This is a genomic window from Thermomonas paludicola (assembly GCF_024498955.1).
Lineage (GTDB): Bacteria > Pseudomonadota > Gammaproteobacteria > Xanthomonadales > Xanthomonadaceae > Thermomonas > Thermomonas paludicola.
Map to the genome: position 1 here is coordinate 350,848 of NZ_CP093311.1, position 17,946 is coordinate 368,793.

16 protein-coding genes are annotated in these 17,946 nt (G+C 67.9%); 15 read left to right on the top strand and 1 reads right to left on the bottom strand.

Annotated features, from left to right (window positions below; genetic code table 11):
• The first annotated feature begins 6 nt into the window (after nt 1-6).
• The 14 genes from rsmH (at nt 7) to lpxC (ending at nt 16,319) form a co-directional block, all read left to right on the top strand.
• Entirely contained in the window at nt 7-909 is a 903-nt protein-coding gene (gene rsmH, locus LIW09_RS01600) for a 16S rRNA (cytosine(1402)-N(4))-methyltransferase RsmH (RefSeq protein WP_256647115.1), read from the top strand.
• The gene (ftsL, locus tag LIW09_RS01605; protein WP_256646245.1) at nt 906-1,172 is read left to right on the top strand and encodes a cell division protein FtsL; all 267 of its coding nucleotides are present in this window, start codon (nt 906-908) and stop codon (nt 1,170-1,172) included. The genes rsmH and ftsL overlap by 4 nt, the downstream gene beginning before the upstream one ends.
• Entirely contained in the window at nt 1,169-3,031 is a 1,863-nt protein-coding gene (locus LIW09_RS01610) for a peptidoglycan D,D-transpeptidase FtsI family protein (RefSeq protein WP_425507901.1), read from the top strand. The genes ftsL and LIW09_RS01610 overlap by 4 nt, the downstream gene beginning before the upstream one ends.
• 8 nt (nt 3,032-3,039) lie before the next feature.
• Complete coding sequence (locus LIW09_RS01615; protein WP_256647117.1) at nt 3,040-4,503, top strand: UDP-N-acetylmuramoyl-L-alanyl-D-glutamate--2,6-diaminopimelate ligase; 1,464 nt, start codon at nt 3,040-3,042, stop codon at nt 4,501-4,503.
• Nucleotides 4,494-5,882: a UDP-N-acetylmuramoyl-tripeptide--D-alanyl-D-alanine ligase gene (locus LIW09_RS01620; RefSeq protein ID WP_256647118.1), complete on the top strand. Its 1,389-nt coding sequence runs from the start codon at nt 4,494-4,496 to the stop codon at nt 5,880-5,882. The genes LIW09_RS01615 and LIW09_RS01620 overlap by 10 nt, the downstream gene beginning before the upstream one ends.
• Entirely contained in the window at nt 5,872-6,957 is a 1,086-nt protein-coding gene (mraY, locus tag LIW09_RS01625) for a phospho-N-acetylmuramoyl-pentapeptide-transferase (RefSeq protein ID WP_256646246.1), read from the top strand. The genes LIW09_RS01620 and mraY overlap by 11 nt, the downstream gene beginning before the upstream one ends.
• Nucleotides 6,957-8,300: a putative lipid II flippase FtsW gene (ftsW, locus tag LIW09_RS01630; protein WP_256646247.1), complete on the top strand. Its 1,344-nt coding sequence runs from the start codon at nt 6,957-6,959 to the stop codon at nt 8,298-8,300. The genes mraY and ftsW overlap by 1 nt, the downstream gene beginning before the upstream one ends.
• Entirely contained in the window at nt 8,297-9,379 is a 1,083-nt protein-coding gene (murG, locus tag LIW09_RS01635; RefSeq protein ID WP_338064825.1) for an undecaprenyldiphospho-muramoylpentapeptide beta-N-acetylglucosaminyltransferase, read from the top strand. The genes ftsW and murG overlap by 4 nt, the downstream gene beginning before the upstream one ends.
• Nucleotides 9,379-10,821, top strand: coding sequence for a UDP-N-acetylmuramate--L-alanine ligase (gene murC, locus LIW09_RS01640; RefSeq protein ID WP_256646248.1), 1,443 nt, complete (start codon nt 9,379-9,381; stop codon nt 10,819-10,821). The genes murG and murC overlap by 1 nt, the downstream gene beginning before the upstream one ends.
• Entirely contained in the window at nt 10,818-11,816 is a 999-nt protein-coding gene (locus LIW09_RS01645) for a D-alanine--D-alanine ligase (RefSeq protein WP_256646249.1), read from the top strand. The genes murC and LIW09_RS01645 overlap by 4 nt, the downstream gene beginning before the upstream one ends.
• Nucleotides 11,813-12,559: a cell division protein FtsQ/DivIB gene (locus LIW09_RS01650; RefSeq protein ID WP_256646250.1), complete on the top strand. Its 747-nt coding sequence runs from the start codon at nt 11,813-11,815 to the stop codon at nt 12,557-12,559. Before LIW09_RS01645 ends, LIW09_RS01650 begins: the two co-directional genes overlap by 4 nt.
• Nucleotides 12,556-13,791, top strand: coding sequence for a cell division protein FtsA (ftsA, locus tag LIW09_RS01655; RefSeq protein ID WP_256646251.1), 1,236 nt, complete (start codon nt 12,556-12,558; stop codon nt 13,789-13,791). The genes LIW09_RS01650 and ftsA overlap by 4 nt, the downstream gene beginning before the upstream one ends.
• A 154-nt stretch (nt 13,792-13,945) precedes the next feature.
• Nucleotides 13,946-15,196, top strand: a complete 1,251-nt coding sequence (gene ftsZ / locus LIW09_RS01660; RefSeq protein WP_256646252.1) for a cell division protein FtsZ — start codon at nt 13,946-13,948, stop codon at nt 15,194-15,196.
• Nucleotides 15,197-15,404: 208 nt separating this feature from the next.
• The gene (gene lpxC / locus LIW09_RS01665; protein WP_256646253.1) at nt 15,405-16,319 is read left to right on the top strand and encodes a UDP-3-O-acyl-N-acetylglucosamine deacetylase; all 915 of its coding nucleotides are present in this window, start codon (nt 15,405-15,407) and stop codon (nt 16,317-16,319) included.
• Nucleotides 16,320-16,407: 88 nt separating this feature from the next.
• Here the strand turns inward: lpxC and LIW09_RS01670 are convergent, their stop codons facing one another.
• Nucleotides 16,408-16,923, bottom strand: coding sequence for a DciA family protein (locus LIW09_RS01670; RefSeq protein ID WP_256646254.1), 516 nt, complete (start codon nt 16,921-16,923; stop codon nt 16,408-16,410).
• Nucleotides 16,924-16,928: 5 nt separating this feature from the next.
• On the opposite strand from LIW09_RS01670, the gene LIW09_RS01675 reads away from it, so the two are divergent.
• Nucleotides 16,929-17,870, top strand: a complete 942-nt coding sequence (locus tag LIW09_RS01675) for a M23 family metallopeptidase (protein ID WP_256646255.1) — start codon at nt 16,929-16,931, stop codon at nt 17,868-17,870.
• Nucleotides 17,871-17,946 lie beyond the last annotated feature (76 nt).

The following is a 17,946-nucleotide window of genomic DNA, read 5'->3' on the forward strand; positions in this document are numbered from 1 at the left end:
GAGGTCATGGACGGTCTGGCGGTGAAACGGGATGGAACCTACCTGGACGGCACGTTCGGTCGAGGCGGGCATGCGCGTGGGGTGTTGCAGCGGCTGGGGCCGCAAGGGCGTCTTCTGGTGATGGACAAGGATCCGGATGCAATCGCGGTGGCCATGCAGATGGCCGGCGGCGATGCGCGCCTGGCTTGGCATCGCGGCAGTTTCGCCGAGCTCGCACAGTGGGATCAGGCCGACGCCGGGCTGGACGGCGTATTGCTGGATCTGGGCGTGTCGTCTCCCCAGCTGGACGTGGCCGAGCGTGGGTTTTCGTTCGGCAAGGACGGCCCGCTGGACATGCGCATGGACTGCGACTCCGGCGAAAGCGCCGCGCAGTGGCTGCAACAAGCATCCGAGAAAGAGATCGCCGACGTGCTGTGGACGTATGGCGAAGAACGCCAGAGCCGGCGCATCGCGCGCGCCATCGTGGCCCAGCGCGCCAGCGAGCCGCTGCTGCGAACCGCCCAGCTGGCTGCGCTGATCGCCGCCGTGCTGCCGCGCGGCAACGCCAAGACGCATCCGGCGACGCGCTCCTTCCAGGCGATCCGAATCCACATCAATCGCGAATTGACCGATCTGGAAGTCGGTCTGGATGCGGCGCTGGCGCGGCTCAAGCCGGGCGGACGGCTGGCGGTCATCGCGTTCCATTCGCTGGAGGACCGCATCGTCAAGCAGTTCATGTCGCGCCACGCGAAGGCACCGCCCGCGAACCGGCGGATGCCGGAAGTGACGGGATTCGTGCCGGCATTGCGCCTGCTGGGTGGTGCGCAAAAGGCAGGCGCCGCCGAGCTGGCTGCCAATCCGCGCGCGCGCAGTGCGGTCTTGCGGGTAGCCGAGAAATTGCCGGTTCAAGCCATGGAGGTGGCGGCATGAATCGCTATTTTCTGCTCGCCGCGCTGGTGCTGGCGAATGTGGCCAGTGCGCTGCTGATCGTGCGCGATCGCCACGACCACCGGCAGGCGTTTGTCGAATTGAGCAAGCTGGAAAAGGCGCGGGACGCGCTCAACGTCGAATTTGGCCGGCTGCAGTTGGAGCAGGCCACCTGGGCGGAAAGCAACCGCGTGGACCAGGTGGCGCGCACGCGCTTGGGCATGGCGTTCCCGCGCACCGAAGACACCGTGGTGCTGCGCCGATGAAGCATTTCGGGAAGCGCCAGCGTTGGTTTGGCAGCAACGGCGAGCGCCGTGAACGCGCCGGCGGGCAGTTCGACCTGCGCAAGCGGATGCTGCTGGTCGCAGGCTTCCTCGGCCTGGGCTCGGTGGGGCTGCTGGCGCGCGCGCTGGACCTGCAGGTGGTGGACCACGTGTTCTACCAGCAGCAGGGTGACGCGCGTTTCCTCCGCGAGATTCCGATCGCCACCTCGCGCGGCATGATCACCGACCGCAATGGCGAGCCGCTGGCGATTTCCTCGCCGGTGGAATCGATCTGGGCCAACCCGAAGGAGTTGTTGAAGTCGCCGGCGCGACTGCCGGCATTGGCCGATGCGCTGGGCATGCCGCAGGACGAGTTGGCCAGCCGGCTGAGTGCGCGCGTCGACAAGGAATTCGTGTATCTCAAGCGGCGCATCAATCCGGACGAGGCAGCGCGCATCCTGGCGCTGGACATTCCCGGCGTGGCCAGCCAGCGCGAATACCGGCGCTTCTACCCGCAAGGGGATGTGCTGGCGCAGGTGCTGGGTTTCACCAATATCGACGACCGTGGACAGGAGGGGCTGGAGCTGGCGTTCGACGATTGGCTGCGCGGCACGCCGGGCGCCAAGCGCGTCATTCGCGACAACAAGGGACGCATCGTCGAGAACGTGGACCTGGTGCGCGCGGCGCAGCCCGGCCACGACCTTGCCCTGAGCATCGACCGTCGCATCCAGTACCTCACCCATCGGGAACTGCGTGATGCAATCGCCGAAACCGGTGCCAGCAGCGGCTCGGCGGTGGTGCTGGACGTGGCCACCGGCGAAGTGCTGGCGATGGACAATTTCCCCACCTTCAATCCCAACGCGGTGGCCAGCAGCCAGCGCGACGCGCATCGCAATCGCGCGGTGACCGACCTGATGGAACCCGGCTCGACGATGAAGCCGATCACCGTGGCGGCAGGATTGGAGGCGGGGGTGATCACCCCGCAGACCCTGTTCAACACCAGCCCTGGCTGGATTCCGAACGGCAAGTACCGCACCACCGATACGCACAACTACGGCGTGCTGGACACCACCGGGATCATTCGCAAAAGCTCCAACGTGGGCGCGTCGCTGGTCGCACAGCGGCTGAGCAACGAGCAATTCAACAACGTGCTGCGGCGCTTCGGCTACGGGCGCAGCACTGGCAGTGGTTTTCCCGGCGAAGCCGCTGGCCTGTTCCCGACGCCTGATCGCTGGAGCGGCACCAGCAAGCAGACCATGAGCTACGGCTATGGCCTGAGCGTGACCCCGTTGCAGATCGCCACCGCCTACGCGGCGCTGGGCAATGGCGGCCTGCTGCACCAGCCCAGTTTCGTGAAGGGCCAGCACAACCCGCCACGGCAGGTGCTGGATCCGAAAATTGCACGCGAAGTGCTGCAGATGATGCAGACCGTCACCGAGCCGGGCGGTACCGCGACCCAGGCCGCGATCCTGGGTTACCACGTGGCCGGCAAGACGGGCACCTCGCGCAAGGCCAGCGCCGGCGGCTATTCGCGCCGCTACATCGGCTATTTCGCCGGGTTGGTCCCGGTGGACAAGCCGCGCTTTGCGATGGTGGTGGCGGTCAACGATCCCGATCCATCGCGCAAGGGCTACACCGGCGGCGTGGTCGCCGGCCCGGTGTTTCGCAACGTGATGGAAGGCGCGCTGCGCTTGATGGACGTCTCGCCCGATGATCTTGGCGCGTGGCTGGCGGTGCAGGACGCCGCCGAAGCCAGGCGGCTGAAGGCGGATGGCCGCGCCGCATCGTCGCCGGTGCTTCCGGCGCCCGTTCTGCCGGCGCCCGTGGTCGTTCCTGCGTCCGTGCACGGGGGTGCGCCATGACCCGGAAGATGTTGCTCAGCGAACTGCTGCCGGAACTGGAAGGGCTGTCGTCCGACCTCGCCATCACCGGGCTGGTGCAGGACACCCGCGCGCTGCAGCCGGGGGACGCGTTCGTCGCCATCGCCGGTTTCGGCGCGCACGGGTTGGGTTTTGCCGATGCGGCGCGCGAGGCGGGTGCAGTGGCGATCCTGTTCGAGCCGCCCGCGCCGGCAGAGCTGCCCGCGCCGGCGGATGCCATTCCGGTACCGGGCCTGCGCGCGCGGCTGGGCGGCATGGCCGATGCGTTCCACGGCCAGCCAAGCGCGGCGATGGCCACGGTGGGCGTCACCGGCACCAACGGCAAGACGTCCACGGTGCAGCTGCTGGCGCAGGCATGGACGCTGCGCGGGCAAAAGGCGGGCACCGTGGGCACGTTGGGCGCGGGGATTTGGCCCAATGCCGTGCCCACCGGCTTCACCACGCCGCTGGTGCTGCGCCTGCACGCCCTGCTTGCCGAGCTGCGCGATGACGGCGCGTCGGCGGTGGCGATGGAAGTGTCTTCGCACGCGCTGGATCAGGGGCGCGTGGATGGCGTGCACTTCGACGTGGCGGTATTCACCAATCTGACTCGCGATCACCTTGATTATCACGGCGACATGGCCCGCTACGGCGCGGCCAAGGCCAAGTTGTTCGACTGGCCCGGCCTGCGCGCCGCGGCGGTCAATCTGGATGATGCCTTCGGCCGCGAATTGTTCGAGGCGGTGGGCGGCAAGGTGCGCGCGCTGGGCTTCTCCTCGCGCGGTGCCGCCGGCGCCAGCGTGCGTGCGGAAGAGCTGGTGCTGGACGGCAGCGGCATCCGCTTCCTGCTGCATGCCGGCGGGCAGGCGCACCCGGTGCACTCGCCGCTGCTGGGCCGCTTCAACGTGGACAACCTGCTGGGCGTGGCAACCACCCTGTTTGCGATGGGGATGGCGCCGGCGCAGCTCGCCGAGACGCTGTCGCAGTTGTTGCCGGTCGACGGCCGGATGAACCGCATCGATGGCGACTACAAGGCGCCGCTGGTGGTGGTGGACTACGCGCACACCCCGGACGCGCTGGAGCAGGCGCTGGCCTCCCTGCGCGCGCACACCCGCAGCCGGTTGTTCTGCGTGTTCGGCTGCGGTGGCGAGCGCGATGTCGGCAAGCGCCCGCAGATGGCCGCCATCGCCGAGCGGCTGGCCGATGTGGTCATCGTCACCGACGACAATCCACGCCGCGAAGATGGCGACGCCATCGTTGCCGACATCCTGGCGGGGCTCAATGAGCCGGCGCGAGTGGCGGTGCAGCGCGACCGTGCTGCCGCGATCGCACAGGCGATCACGCAGGCGGGCATCGACGACGTGGTGCTGATCGCCGGCAAGGGCCACGAGCCCTATCAGGAAATAAACGGCGTCCGCCATCCGTTCCACGATGCCGACACCGCGCGTGTCCTGCTGATCGGGAAATACGCATGACCCCGCGCATGCTCTCGTGGATCGCCCAGGTCACCGGTGGCCGGTTGGTCGGTGCCGACCGCACGGTCGACGCCATCGCCACCGACAGCCGCGCACTGCCCGGCGGCGATGCATTGTTCGTCGCGCTGAAAGGCGAGAACTTCGACGGCCACGCCCACGTGCAGGCCGCTGCCGACGGCGGCTGCGTGGCGGCGCTGGTGGCGCGCGCGGTCGATGCAGACCTTGCGCAGGTGGTGGTGGCCGATACCGAGCGTGCGCTGGGCGAACTGGCTGCGGCCGTGCAGCGCGAACGCGCCACCTGCGTGCTGGCCATCACCGGCAGCAATGGCAAGACGTCGGTCAAGACGCTGCTGTACTCGATCCTGTCCCAGCTTGGCGGTGCCTACGCCAATCCGGGCAACTTCAACAACGAAATCGGCCTGCCGCTGGCAGTGCTGGCGGCGCCGGAAGACGCCCGTTTCGCGATTTACGAGATGGGCGCCGGCAAGCCCGGCGACATCGCCTACCTGACCACGATCGCGCGGCCCGAGGTGGCGTTGGTCAACAATATCGCGCCGGCCCACCTGGAGCGCATGGGCAGCCTGCTGGGCGTGGCCCAGACCAAGGCAGCGATCTATCAAGCGCTGCCGCCGGACGGCGTGGCGGTGATCAATGCCGATGACGCGTTCGCGCTGTATTTCCTGGAGCGCCTGCAGGGCCGGCGCGCGATGCGTTTCGGGCTGGATGCCGATGCCGAGTTCCGGGCCTGCGATATCCAGGCCGGCATCGCCGGGTCGCGCTTCTTGCTGGTCACGCCGCAAGGTCAGGTGGACGTCTCGCTGCCGCTGCCGGGCCGGCACAACGTGCGCAATGCGCTGGCGGCGGCGGCGATGGCCACGGCGGTAGGCGCGACGCTTGAACACGTGCGCGCCGGCTTGAACGCCGCTACGCCGGTCGCCGGACGGCTGGCGGTGCATCGCCTGCACAGCGGTGCGGTGCTGGTGGACGACAGTTACAACGCCAATCCGGGGTCGGTGGCCGCCGCCATCGAGACCCTGGCCAACGGCGTGGATGAAGGTTGGCTGGTGCTGGGCGACATGCGCGAGCTGGGCGCCGACGAGGCTGCGTTGCACGCCGAGGCTGGCAGCCGCGCCAAGGCGGCGGGGCTGGCCCGGCTGTACACGCTTGGCAGCCTGAGCGCGCATGCCGCGCATATGTTCGGTGACGGCGCACGGCACTTCCAGTCGCACGCCGAGCTGGCAGAGGCGCTGCACGCGCAACTGCATGCCGGAGTGACCGTGGTGGTGAAGGGGTCGCGTGGCAGCGCGATGGACAAGATCGTGACGGCGCTGCTGCAGCGCGATGCCGGAAGCGGCAAGGAGGGCATCGGTGCTGCTTGAACTCACTCGCTGGCTGGAACAGTTGCAGGGCCATTTCGGCCTGTTCGGCTACCTCACCTTCCGCGGCATTCTTGCGGCGCTGACCTCGCTGGCGCTCTCGCTGTGGTGGGGGCCGGCGATGATTCGCTATCTGGGCACGCTCAAGGGTGGCCAGCCGATCCGCAAGGATGGCCCGCAGTCTCACTTTTCCAAGGCCGGCACGCCGACCATGGGTGGCCTGCTGATCCTGCTGACGGTGGCTGCGTCGGTGCTGCTGTGGGGCGACCTGCGCAACAAGTACGTGTGGGTAGTGCTGGTGGTGATGCTGGGCTTCGGTGCCATCGGCTGGGCCGACGATTGGATCAAGATCGTCAAACGCGACCCCAACGGCATGCGCTCGCGCACCAAATACGCGCTGCAATCGCTGCTGGGCCTGGCGGTTGGCGTCTATCTGTATGCCTTTGCCGACGTGCCTGCCGCGACCACGTTCTACGTGCCGCTGTTCAAGTCGGTTGCGCTGCCGATGGCGGGCGTCGGCTTCGTTGCGGTGGCCTACTTCTGGATTGTCGGCTTCTCCAACGCGGTCAACCTCACCGACGGGCTCGACGGCCTGGCGATCATGCCGACGGTGCTGGTGGCGTGCGCGTTGGGCGTGTTCGCCTATGCCTCCGGCAACGCCACGTTCTCGCATTACCTGCAAATTCCGCGGGTGCCGGGTGCGGGCGAACTGGTCATCATCTGCACCGCGATCGCCGGTGCCGGGCTGGGCTTTTTATGGTTCAACACCTATCCGGCGATGGTGTTCATGGGTGACATCGGCGCGCTGGCGCTGGGCGCCGTGCTCGGCACCATCGCGGTGATCGTGCGCCAGGAACTGGTGCTGGTGCTGATGGGCGGCATCTTCGTCATCGAAACCCTGTCGGTGATGATCCAGGTGGCCAGCTTCAAGCTCACCGGCAAGCGCGTGTTCCGGATGGCGCCGATCCATCACCATTTCGAATTGAAAGGCTGGCCGGAGCCGCGCGTCATCGTGCGCTTCTGGATCATCAGCGTGGTGCTGGTGCTGGTGGGTCTTGCCACGTTGAAGGTGCGCTGATGATCACCCGCGCTTTCGACAACCTGCGCCAGGCCACCCTCATCGCCGAGATCAACGGGCGCTTCGACCCGTGGCTGCTGGGCGTGTCGATTGCGCTGGCCTGCCTGGGCGTGGTGATGGTGGGCTCGGCGGCGATCGCCGGCGGCGGCGTGGACGTCGGGCCGTGGTATTTCCTGAGCCGGCACGTGATGTTCCTTGCCGTCGGACTGGTGCTGGCCGCCGTGGCGATGCGCACCGAACTGAAGACCATCGAGAAGCACAGCCAATGGCTGCTGCTGGCCTGCATCGTCCTGCTGGGTCTGGTGTTCGTACCCGGCATCGGCAAGACCGTGAACGGTGCGCGGCGCTGGCTGAACCTGGGTGTGTCCAATTTCCAGGCGGTGGAAGCCGTCAAGCTGCTTTACATCGTCTGGCTGGCCAGCTACCTGAAGCGCTACAGCGAAGACGTGGCGGCCACCTGGCCGGCCATGCTCAAGCCGCTGGGCGTGGCGGTGCTGCTGGTGGGGATTTTGCTGGCGCAGCCGGATTTCGGTTCGTCAACGCTGCTGCTTGCGATCACCGTGGGCATGCTGGTGCTGGGCGGGGTCAACATGCCGCGCATGTTCGGCCCCGTGCTGATCGGCCTGGCGGGCCTGGTCATGATCGCCATCGCCGCGCCGTACCGCATGCGCCGCCTGACCACCTTCACCGATCCCTGGGCAGACCCGTTCAACAGCGGCTATCAGCTCACCAACGCGCTGATGGCGGTCGGTCGCGGCGAGTGGTTCGGCGTCGGGCTTGGCGCGTCGGTGCAGAAGCTGTCCTATTTGCCGGAGGCGCATACCGACTTCATCATGGCGGTGATTGCCGAGGAACTCGGTTTCGCCGGCGTATGCCTGGTGGTAGGCCTGTATGCGCTGCTGGCGGGCCGTGCGTTCTGGCTTGGCATGAAGTGCGTGGAGCTGCGCCGCCATTTCTCCGGCTACATCGCGTTCGGCATCGCCCTGTGGATGGCGCTGCAAAGCTTTGTTTCGATCGGGGTCAACCTCGGCATGTTGCCGACCAAGGGGCTGACCCTGCCGCTGGTGTCCTCCGGTGGGTCCAGCGTGCTGATGACCTGTGCCGCGCTGGGCCTGCTGCTGCGGGTGTCCTACGAATACGATCGCGCCGCCCGGCAAGTGGCCAAGCGTCGCGGTGTCGCCGCCGGCATGCCGGTGGGTACGCCGCCGGCCACCTCGCAGCCGCCGGTCGTTGCGGCCGACAGCGGCCGCGGCAGCGCCAGGCTGCGCCCGCGGATCGAGCCCGGCATGGGCAAGTCGCCTGCCGAGTCCGCCGCGCTGAGCGCACTGCGGAGAGCCCGATGACGGCGCGCCCGCCCTTGGTGATGGTGATGGCCGGCGGTACCGGTGGCCACATCTTTCCCGGGCTTGCGGTGGCGCAGGCGCTGATGGCGCGCGGCGCGCGGGTGCGCTGGCTGGGTGCCGACGGGGGCATGGAAACGCGATTGGTGCCGCAGCAGGGCATCGCCATCGACACCATTGCGGTGAAGGGCCTGCGTGGCAAGGGGATGGTCGCCCTGCTGGGCGCGCCGCTGCGGATCCTGCGTGCGGTGCGTGATGCCGCGCGCGTGCTGCGCCAGCAGCGGCCGGATGCGGTGATCAGTTTTGGCGGCTATGCGGCGGGGCCGGGCGGCATCGCCGCGCGCCTGGCCGGGATCCCGTTGCTGGTACACGAACAGAACCGCGCTGCCGGAATGACCAACAAAACGCTGGCCAAGGTCGCGCGCAAGGTGCTGGTGGGTTTCCCGCAGACCTTTGCCCGCGAAACGCTGGTCGGCAATCCGGTGCGTGCGCAGATCGCGCAGGTTGCGCCGCCGGAGCAGCGCGATTTCCAGCATGCCGGTGCCCTGCGCCTGCTGGTGCTGGGCGGCAGCCAGGGCGCGCGTGCGCTCAACAACGCCGTCCCGCAGGCAGTGGCGGCGTTGGGCGCGCCGGTGGAGATCGTGCACCAGGCGGGCGAAAACCTGCTGGACGAAGCGCGCGCTGCCTATGCCAATGCGGGCGTGTCGGCGCAGGTGGAGCCATTCATCACCGACATGGCCGCCGCTTACGCCCGGGCGGATCTGGTGGTGTGTCGCGCCGGCGCGCTGACCCTGGCCGAGCTGTGCGCGGTCGGCGTTGGCAGCGTGCTGGTGCCGTTCCCGCAGGCGGTGGATGACCACCAGACCCGCAATGCCGAGTATCTGGTCGAGCGCGATGCAGCGGTGCTGCTGCCGCAGCGCGACGATCTGGCCCTGCGCCTGCAAACGGTGCTGGCCGAGCTGTCGGCCGATGCCGGCAAGCGCGTTTCGATGGCGCGCGCCGCGCGCGCGCTGGCCCGACCCGATGCCGCCGAGCGCGTCGCTGACGCGGTGTTCGCAACCCTTTATCCGGAGGCCGCGTGATGGCCGTCAATCGCCTGCACCTGCAGGGCATCAACGAACCCGCCAAGGCCTTCCCACGGGTGCATTTCGTGGGCATTGGCGGCGTTGGCATGAGCGGCATCGCCGAAGTCCTGTGCACGCTGGGCTATCAGGTCAGTGGCTCGGACAATGCCGACAACGCGGTCACCAAGCGCCTGGCCTCGCTGGGCATCGTGCTGCACAAGGGGCACGCGTCGGCCAATGTGCTCGACGCCGACTGCGTGGTGATGTCCAGTGCGATCAGGCCCGACAATCCGGAACTGCTGGAAGCGCGCGCGCAGCGCATCCCGGTGGTGCCGCGCGCGGAAATGCTGGCCGAACTGATGCGCTTCAAGCGCGGCGTGGCGGTCGCCGGCACCCACGGCAAGACCACCACCACCTCGCTGACCGCCAGCGTGCTGGGGGAAGGCGCGCTGGACCCCACCTTCGTCATCGGCGGCAAGCTGCTGGCCGCGGGCGCCAATGCACGGCTGGGCAAGGGCGACTGGCTGGTGGCCGAAGCCGACGAGAGCGACGGCAGCTTCCTGCGCCTGAATCCGGTGGTGGCGGTGATCACCAACATCGATGCCGACCATCTGGAAAACTACGGTGGCGATTTCGAGCGGGTGAAGCAGGCCTTCGCCGAATTCCTGCACCGCCTGCCGTTCTACGGGCTGGCCGTGTTGTGCATCGACGATGAGGAAGTGGCCGCACTCGCGCGCAGCACGCCGCGCCATATGGTCACCTACGGCTTTGCCGCGGATGCCGATGTGCGGGCCGCCGACGTCCGCCATCAGGGCGCGCACATGCAATTCACCCTGTGCCTGCCGGACGGCTCTCGCACCGACTGCACGCTGGCGTTGCCCGGGCGGCACAACGTGCAGAACGCGCTGGCTGCAGCTGCCATCGGCTGGCAGCTTGGCGTGCCAAGCACGGCCATTGCGCGTGCGTTTGAATCGTTCGAGGGCATCGGTCGGCGATTCAATCAGCTGGCCACGCTGCCGCTGGAAGGCGGCGGCGAGGTGGCATTGGTGGACGATTACGGCCACCACCCGAAGGAGTTGGCCGCGGTGTTCGCGGCGGCGCGCGGCGGCTGGCCGGACAAGCGTCTGGTGGTGGCATTCCAGCCGCACCGCTATTCGCGGACACGGGATTTGTTCGATGAATTCGCGGCGGTCCTGTCGAGCGTCGATGCGCTGGTGCTGACCGAGGTGTATCCGGCGGGCGAGGCGCCGATTGCCGGCGCCGATGCCAAGTCGCTGGCGCGCAGCATCCGCACGCGCGGCCGGATCGACCCGGTGGTGGTCGGCAGTGCGCCGGAACTGGCCAGCGTGCTGCCGGGCGTCTTGCGTGACGGCGACCTGCTGCTGTTGATGGGGGCCGGCGACATTGGCGCGGCCGCGCAGCAGATCGCGCGCGACGGGTTGCCGGGAGCGGGCGCATGACGACGATGTTCCCGCCGCTGCGCAGCACCGACCCCGCCGTGTTCGGGCGGGTGGCGGTGCTGATGGGTGGCAGCAGCAGCGAGCGCGACGTGTCGCTGGATTCCGGCCGCAACGTGTTGCAAGCGCTGCGCGCGCGTGGCGTGGATGCGCACGCGGTGGACGGCATCCCCGCACTGGTGGATGCGCTGGTACACGGCCAGTTCGACCGCGTGTTCAACATCCTGCACGGCAACAGGGGGGGCGGCGAAGACGGCGTGCTGCAGGGATTGCTGCAGGCGCTGGAAGTGCCGTTCACCGGCTCCGGCGTGCTTGGCAGCGCGCTGAGCATGGACAAGATCCGCACCAAGCAGGTCTGGCTGGCAGCGGGCCTGCCGACGCCGAGATTCGTGCGCCTGCCGCCCGGTGCAGACGATGCACAGGGAAGTGCGAGTGCCGCGGGAGGCAGGATGCCGGGAGCGGCCCTGCGCGCGGCCGCGCTGGAACTGGGCCTGCCGGTGTTCGTGAAGCCGTCCTGCGAAGGCTCCAGCGTTGGCGTGGCAAGGGTGCAGACAGAGGCCGACATCGATGCCGCGATCGACGTCGCACGCGCGTACGGCGGCGAAATGCTGATGGAGCGGATGGTCGTCGGCGACGAACTGACCGTGGGCATCCTGGGCGCTGTCGCCCTGCCCTCGATCCGGATCGTGCCGAAGGGCGAGTGGTACGACTACAACGCCAAATACATCGCCGAAGACACCCGCTACCTGTGCCCCGGGCTGGATGGTGCGGACGAAGAAGCGATCCGCGCGCTGGCGCTGGAGGCATTCGTGTCCGCCGGCTGCAGCGGCTGGGGCCGGGTTGACGTGATGCGTGACCGCAGCAGCGGTGAGCTGCTGCTGCTGGAAGTGAACACCGCGCCGGGGATGACCAGCCACTCGCTGGTGCCCAAGGCCGCAAGCCAGCTGGGCGTGGCGTTCGAGGAACTGTGCTGGCGGATCCTGGAGCAGACCCTGTGAACGCGCTGAAGCGCCCGTTGCTGTGGCTGCTGGCAGTGGCGCTGGTCGCGTTGCCGGTCGTCGCCGTGGTGGAAGGCTGGATGGGTGGCGCGCACTGGCCGCTGCGCACCCTGCGCGTGCAGGGGCAGCTGGTGCGCGTGGATCGCGCGCAGTTGCAGGCGGCGGTGCTGCCGCATGCGCAACGTGGCTTCTTTGCGGTGGACCTGGGCGACGTGCAGCATGCGGTGGACCGCTTGCCCTGGGTCGAGCGCGCCGAGGTGCGCAAGCATTGGCCGGACGTGCTCGAAGTCCGCATCGTGGAACACCGTCCGTTCGCGCGCTGGGGTGAGGCGCGCCTGCTGTCCGAGCATGGCCGGCTGTTCCCGGTGGGCAAGCTGCAGGTGCCTGCCGGCCTGCCGCTGCTGGACGGGCCCGAGGGCCGGGTGCCGGAAGTGGTGGCGCTGTACAACCAGGCGCGCGAACAACTGGCCATTGCCGGTGGCGTGCTGGGCGTGGCGCTGGATCGGCGCGGCAGCTGGTCGATCACCCTGCATGACGGGACCCGCGTGGTGCTGGGTCACGATGATCCCGGCGCGCGGCTGGCCAGGTTCGCGCCGTTGTTGCCGCAACTGACCGCGCTGAATCCGCGCCGTCGCCTGCTGCGCGCCGACCTTCGCTACACCAATGGTTTCGCACTGGCCTGGTCGCAGGCGGGCGCGACCGATGTGCAATCCCCCCCTCCGAATTCCGGCTCCAAGACATGAATCGCAAAGGCGACAAATCCCTCATCGTGGGCCTCGACATCGGCACGTCCAAGGTCACCGCACTGGTCGGCGAATACGCGCCCGGCGAGCCCATCGAGGTGATCGGGATCGGCTCCCACGAATCGCGCGGCCTGCGCCGTGGCGTGGTGGTCGATATCGACTCCACCGTGCAGTCGATCCAGCGCGCGGTGGAGGAAGCGGAGCTGATGGCCGGCTGCGAAGTCAGTGGCGTGTACGCCTCGATTTCCGGCAACCACATCCAGTGCCGCAACTCGCAGGGCGTGGCGCCGATCCGCGACGGCGAGGTCACCCATGCCGACCTCGATCGCGTGCTCGAGGCTGCCAAGGCCGTGGCCATTCCCGCCGACCAGAAGATCCTGCACGCGATCCCGCGCGACTACGTGCTGGACGGCTCGCAGGAAGGCATCCGCAATCCCGTCGGCATGACCGGCGTGCGCCTGGAAGTGCATGCGCATCTGGTCACCGGGGCCGCGGCGGCGGCCGCCAACATCACCAAATGCGTGCAGAAATGCGGGCTGCAGGTGGACAGCCTGATTCTTGGCGTGCTCGCATCCAGCCAGGCAGTGTTGACCAGCGATGAGCGCGAACTGGGCGTGGTGCTGGTGGACATGGGCGCGGGCACCACCGATATCGCGGTGTTCGTCGGCGGCGCGATCGCGCACAGCGCCAGCTTGCCGGTGGCCGGCGACAAGGTGACCGAGGACATCGCGCACATGCTGCGCACGCCCACGCCGCATGCCGAGGACATCAAGGTCAAATATGCCTGCGCGTTGGCGCAGATGGCGCGCGCCGAGGAAAGCATCCAGGTCGAGAGCGTGGGTGATCGCCCGCCGCGCCGGATGCCGCGGCAAACGCTGGCGCAGGCGGTGCAGGCGCGCTACGAGGAAATCTTCGAGATGGTGCAGGCCGAACTGCGCCGCTCCGGCTTCGAGCAGCGGGTGCGCGCCGGCATGGTGCTGACCGGCGGCGCTTCGAAGATGGAAGGCGTGGTGGAGCTGGCCGAGGAAATGTTGCAGATGCCGGTGCGGATCGGCATCCCGCAGCACGTCAGCGGGTTGGGTGAGGTGGTGGGCAATCCGGTGCATGCCACCGGCGTGGGCCTGCTGCTGATGGGCGCGCAGATGGAAAACCCGAAGCGCCCGGCACTGCCGGCCGGCAAGGTTGGCGGATGGGCAGGCAAGGCGATCAAGTGGTTTCGCGGTGAGTTCTGACGGGTGGTTGGCAGCGAGCGGCAGGCGGCAGGAAATGCGTTGAATGGACAGGCAGATCAAACAATAAACGCCGGTAACCGGCGCAGGCGCGGGTGAATCCAGGGTTCACCCGGGTGCGGCAGGACCCCCGGCAACACAACAAAAGGACATGGACATGGCAAATTTCGAACTGATCCAGCAGGTGGCACCCAACGCGGTCATCAAGGTCATTGGCGTTGGCGGTGGTGGTGGCAATGCGGTGGCGCACATGGTCAACAGCAGCGTGGAGGGCGTGGAGTTCATCACCGCCAACACCGACTCGCAGGCCATCAAGAATTGCGGTGCCAGCCAGCAGCTGACCCTGGGTGGCAACGTCACCAAGGGCCTGGGTGCGGGGGCGAATCCGGAAGTCGGCCGCCAGGCCGCGCTGGAGGATCGCGAGCAAATCATCAATGCGCTGCAGGGCGCCGACATGGTGTTCATCACCGCCGGCATGGGCGGCGGCACCGGTACCGGCGCCGCGCCCGTGGTGGCGCAGCTGGCCAAGGAAATGGGCATCCTGACCGTGGCGGTGGTGACCAAGCCGTTCCCGTTCGAGGGTCGTCGCCGCATGCAGGTGGCGCAGAAGGGCATCGAAGAGCTGGCGCAGCACGTCGATTCGCTGATCACCATTCCCAACGAAAAGCTGATCAGCGTCCTCGGCCGCAATGCCACCATGATCCAGGCGTTCCGCGCCGCCAATGACGTGCTGCTGGGCGCGGTGCAGGGCATTGCCGACCTGATCGTCAGCCCCGGTTTGATCAACGTGGACTTTGCCGACGTGCGCACGGTCATGTCCGAGATGGGCCTGGCGATGATGGGGACCGGCAGCGCGCGCGGCGACGATCGCGCCCAGGCGGCGGCCGAAGCGGCGATCCGCAACCCGTTGCTGGACGACGTCAACCTGCACGGCGCCAACGGCGTGCTGGTGAACATCACCTCGGGCTCCGACCTGACCATGGCCGAGTTCGACGAAATCGGCCGTGTGGTGGGTGAATTCGCCTCCGAAGATGCCACCGTGGTGATCGGCTGCTCGCTGAACCCGGACATGCAGGACGAAGTGCGGGTCACCGTGGTCGCCACCGGGCTGAGCCAGGCCACCCTGCGCCAGCCGTTGCCGCGCGGTGAGCGCCCGGAGACAAGCGCGCGCTTTGGCGGCGATTACGACGCGCCGCGTCGCCCCCAGGTGCAGCTGGTCAGCACCCAGGTCAAGCGCGACGGCACCACCGGGCTGCCGATCGACGATGTTGCCGATGGCTACACTTCCATGCGGGCGTCCAGTTTTGCCAGCGGCCTGCGCCGCAACGCCGATGCGCCGGCATTGGCGGATCTGCCGAAGGACGACTACCTGGACATTCCTGCGTTCCTGCGTCGCCAGGCGGATTGACACTGAAACGCCTCCCCTTTCGCGGAGCGAAGGGGAATGTGGCACCCCTGTCGAATCACGCACCGGGTCGTCCACCCGGCGCGTCTTCCGGCCGGTCGGCATTGCCGGCCGGCCCCTTTCGTTTTCGCACCCTTTTGCCCTGCCGCAACGCCTGCGGGACGGGGTGTTTTACGCCTGGATTCAGGCAGCTGCGTGATATTCTGCCGCGATGCTCCGCCAACGCACCCTGAAAAACGTGACTCGCGCCACTGGCGTCGGCCTACACGGCGGCGAGAAGGTGTACCTCACCCTGCGCCCGGCGCCGATCGATGCTGGAATCGTGTTCCGCCGCGTCGACCTCGAACCGGTGGTGGAGGTGCCGGCCACCGCTGCGCTGGTCAGCGAAACCACGCTCTGCACCGGCTTGAGCGTTGGCGCTGCCAAAGTGCAGACCGTCGAGCACCTGATGTCGGCGCTGGCGGGCTTGGGCATCGACAATGCCTGCATCGACCTGACCGCGCCGGAAGTGCCCATCATGGATGGATCGGCCGGTCCGTTCGTGTTCCTGCTGCAGTCGGCGGGCATCGTCGAACAGAATGCGGCCAAGCGATTCATCCGCATCCTCAAGCCGGTGGAAGTGCGCGACGGCGACAAGTTCGCGCGCTTCGAGCCTTGCGACGGCTTCCGGGTCGGTTTCACCGTGAAGTTCGATCATCCGGCGATCCCGGATGCGCTGTCGCGGGTGGAAGTGGACTTTTCCAGCGAAACCTACATTCGCGAAGTCAGCCGCGCGCGCACGTTCGGCTTCATGCGCGATCTGGAATTCATGCGCGAGCGCAACCTGGGGCTGGGCGGCTCGATGGACAACGCCATCGTGCTCGACGAGTTCCGGGTGCTGAACGAAGACGGACTGCGCTATGCCGATGAGTTCGTCCGGCACAAGATCCTGGACGCGATCGGCGACCTGTATCTGGCGGGCCATGCGGTGATCGGCGCCTACGAAGGCTTCAAATCCGGGCATGCGCTGAACAACAAGCTGGTGCGCGCGTTGCTGGCCGATGCCGGGGCATGGGAAGAGGTCAGTTTCACTGACCCGGTGCAGGTGTCGCGGCTGGGCTATGGGGCGCTGTTGCCGGTCAGCTGAAAACCGCTTCGGCTTGCGAACCGTGACTGAGCGCACAGTCCTGCCGGCGATGTTTCCGAATCTTTAACAAAATCACCCACTTGTGCCGTTAGGATGCCCCCTCGGCCGGTGTGGCGGGCGCGTTTCGGCGCCGCCGTCGCCCGGTCGTCGGGTTTGTTGTTGCCTCCTCGGGCTCGGCAGACCGCAGCAATGCCAGAGCAGCCTTCAGTCCCGACTGGGCGGCCGCCGACATCGGGGTGCGGGGCGCGGTGACCGCAGGCAGCGGTTGCAGCGGCCCGGTGGCCGTCTTGACGACCATTGCATTCACTTCGAGCCCGATGGAGCGGGCGGCGTCGATCAGTTCCGGCGTGGCCAGCCGCAGTTTGGCGTGCCATATCGGTGCATCGACGACGAACACCAACCGGTCTTCGCGGACATTGGCCAGGCGCGCATGCGTGGCCATGCCCGGCGGCAGGTGGGGACGCAACAACTGGTCCACTGCATCAAGCCATCGGGCTCGACGCAAGGTGCCTCCGGCGGTTCCGGCGAGCAGCGTGTCCAGCGCCGCGCGCGGACTGGTGGAACGGGCATCGCCCTTGGCGGGCGTGGATCGCGAACCAGGCATGTCGAATGATCGAAGCAAACAACGTACACGATACCCGGCAGCGCGCCATTGCGCAGGTGCAATCGCTGCGCGGATGGGCGCTGCGGCGGCCGTGGGCCGCGTTGGCGCTGCTGATCGGCGCCAGCCTGCTGTGCGGCGCGGCCGTGCGCAGTGCGATCGGCATCGCCCAGGTGGAAGCCATGCAGGCGGCCGACGCGGCGCGCCAGGCAGAACTGCAAAAAGTGCGGCGCGACGCGCAGCGCGATGTCAATGCACTGGCGGCGCGGCTGGCCGAATTGCAGGCGCAGGCAAACCGGCTGAACGCGCTGGGTGCGCGCCTGACGCAGGCAGGTCAGCTGCAGGACGGCGAATTCGATTTCGAGAAGCCGGTGGGCCAGGGTGGTGGCGGGGTCTCCCGCGACATGCCCGTGGCGGAGCTGCGCCTGCGCCTGGCCGCGTTGGAGCGCGACTACCGCGTGGCCGATACGCAGCTGACGGTGCTGGAAACCCTGCTGTTCAATCGCCAGCTGGAACGCAGCGCGATGCCGTCGCGCGATCCGATCGCCGACAGCTTCGTGACCTCCGGCTTTGGCGGGCGCGCGGATCCGTTCGGCGGCGGCAGCCAGTTCCACAAAGGCATCGACTTCCAGGCCAGCGTGGGCGATCCGGTACTGGCGGTGGCCGATGGCGTGGTCAGTTTTGCCGGCGTGCGCACTGGCTACGGCAATACCGTCGAAATCGACCACGGCAATGGCATGGTCACCCGCTATGCGCACAATTCGCGGCTGACCCATCAGGTGGGTGACCTGGTGCGTGCCGGGCAGGAAATCGCCAAGGCCGGTTCCACCGGGCGTTCCACCGGCGCGCACGTGCATTTCGAAGTGTGGCAGGACGGCGTGGTGGTCAATCCCCGCAAATTCCTCGGCCACAACAACGCGCTGGCCCGGCACGGCCCGGCCCGCGGCTGACATCGGCAGAGGGGCTTGCATACGCCGCAGGCCGCCTCCAGCTAAACTAACCGATTCCCGAACGGGCGAATGCGCT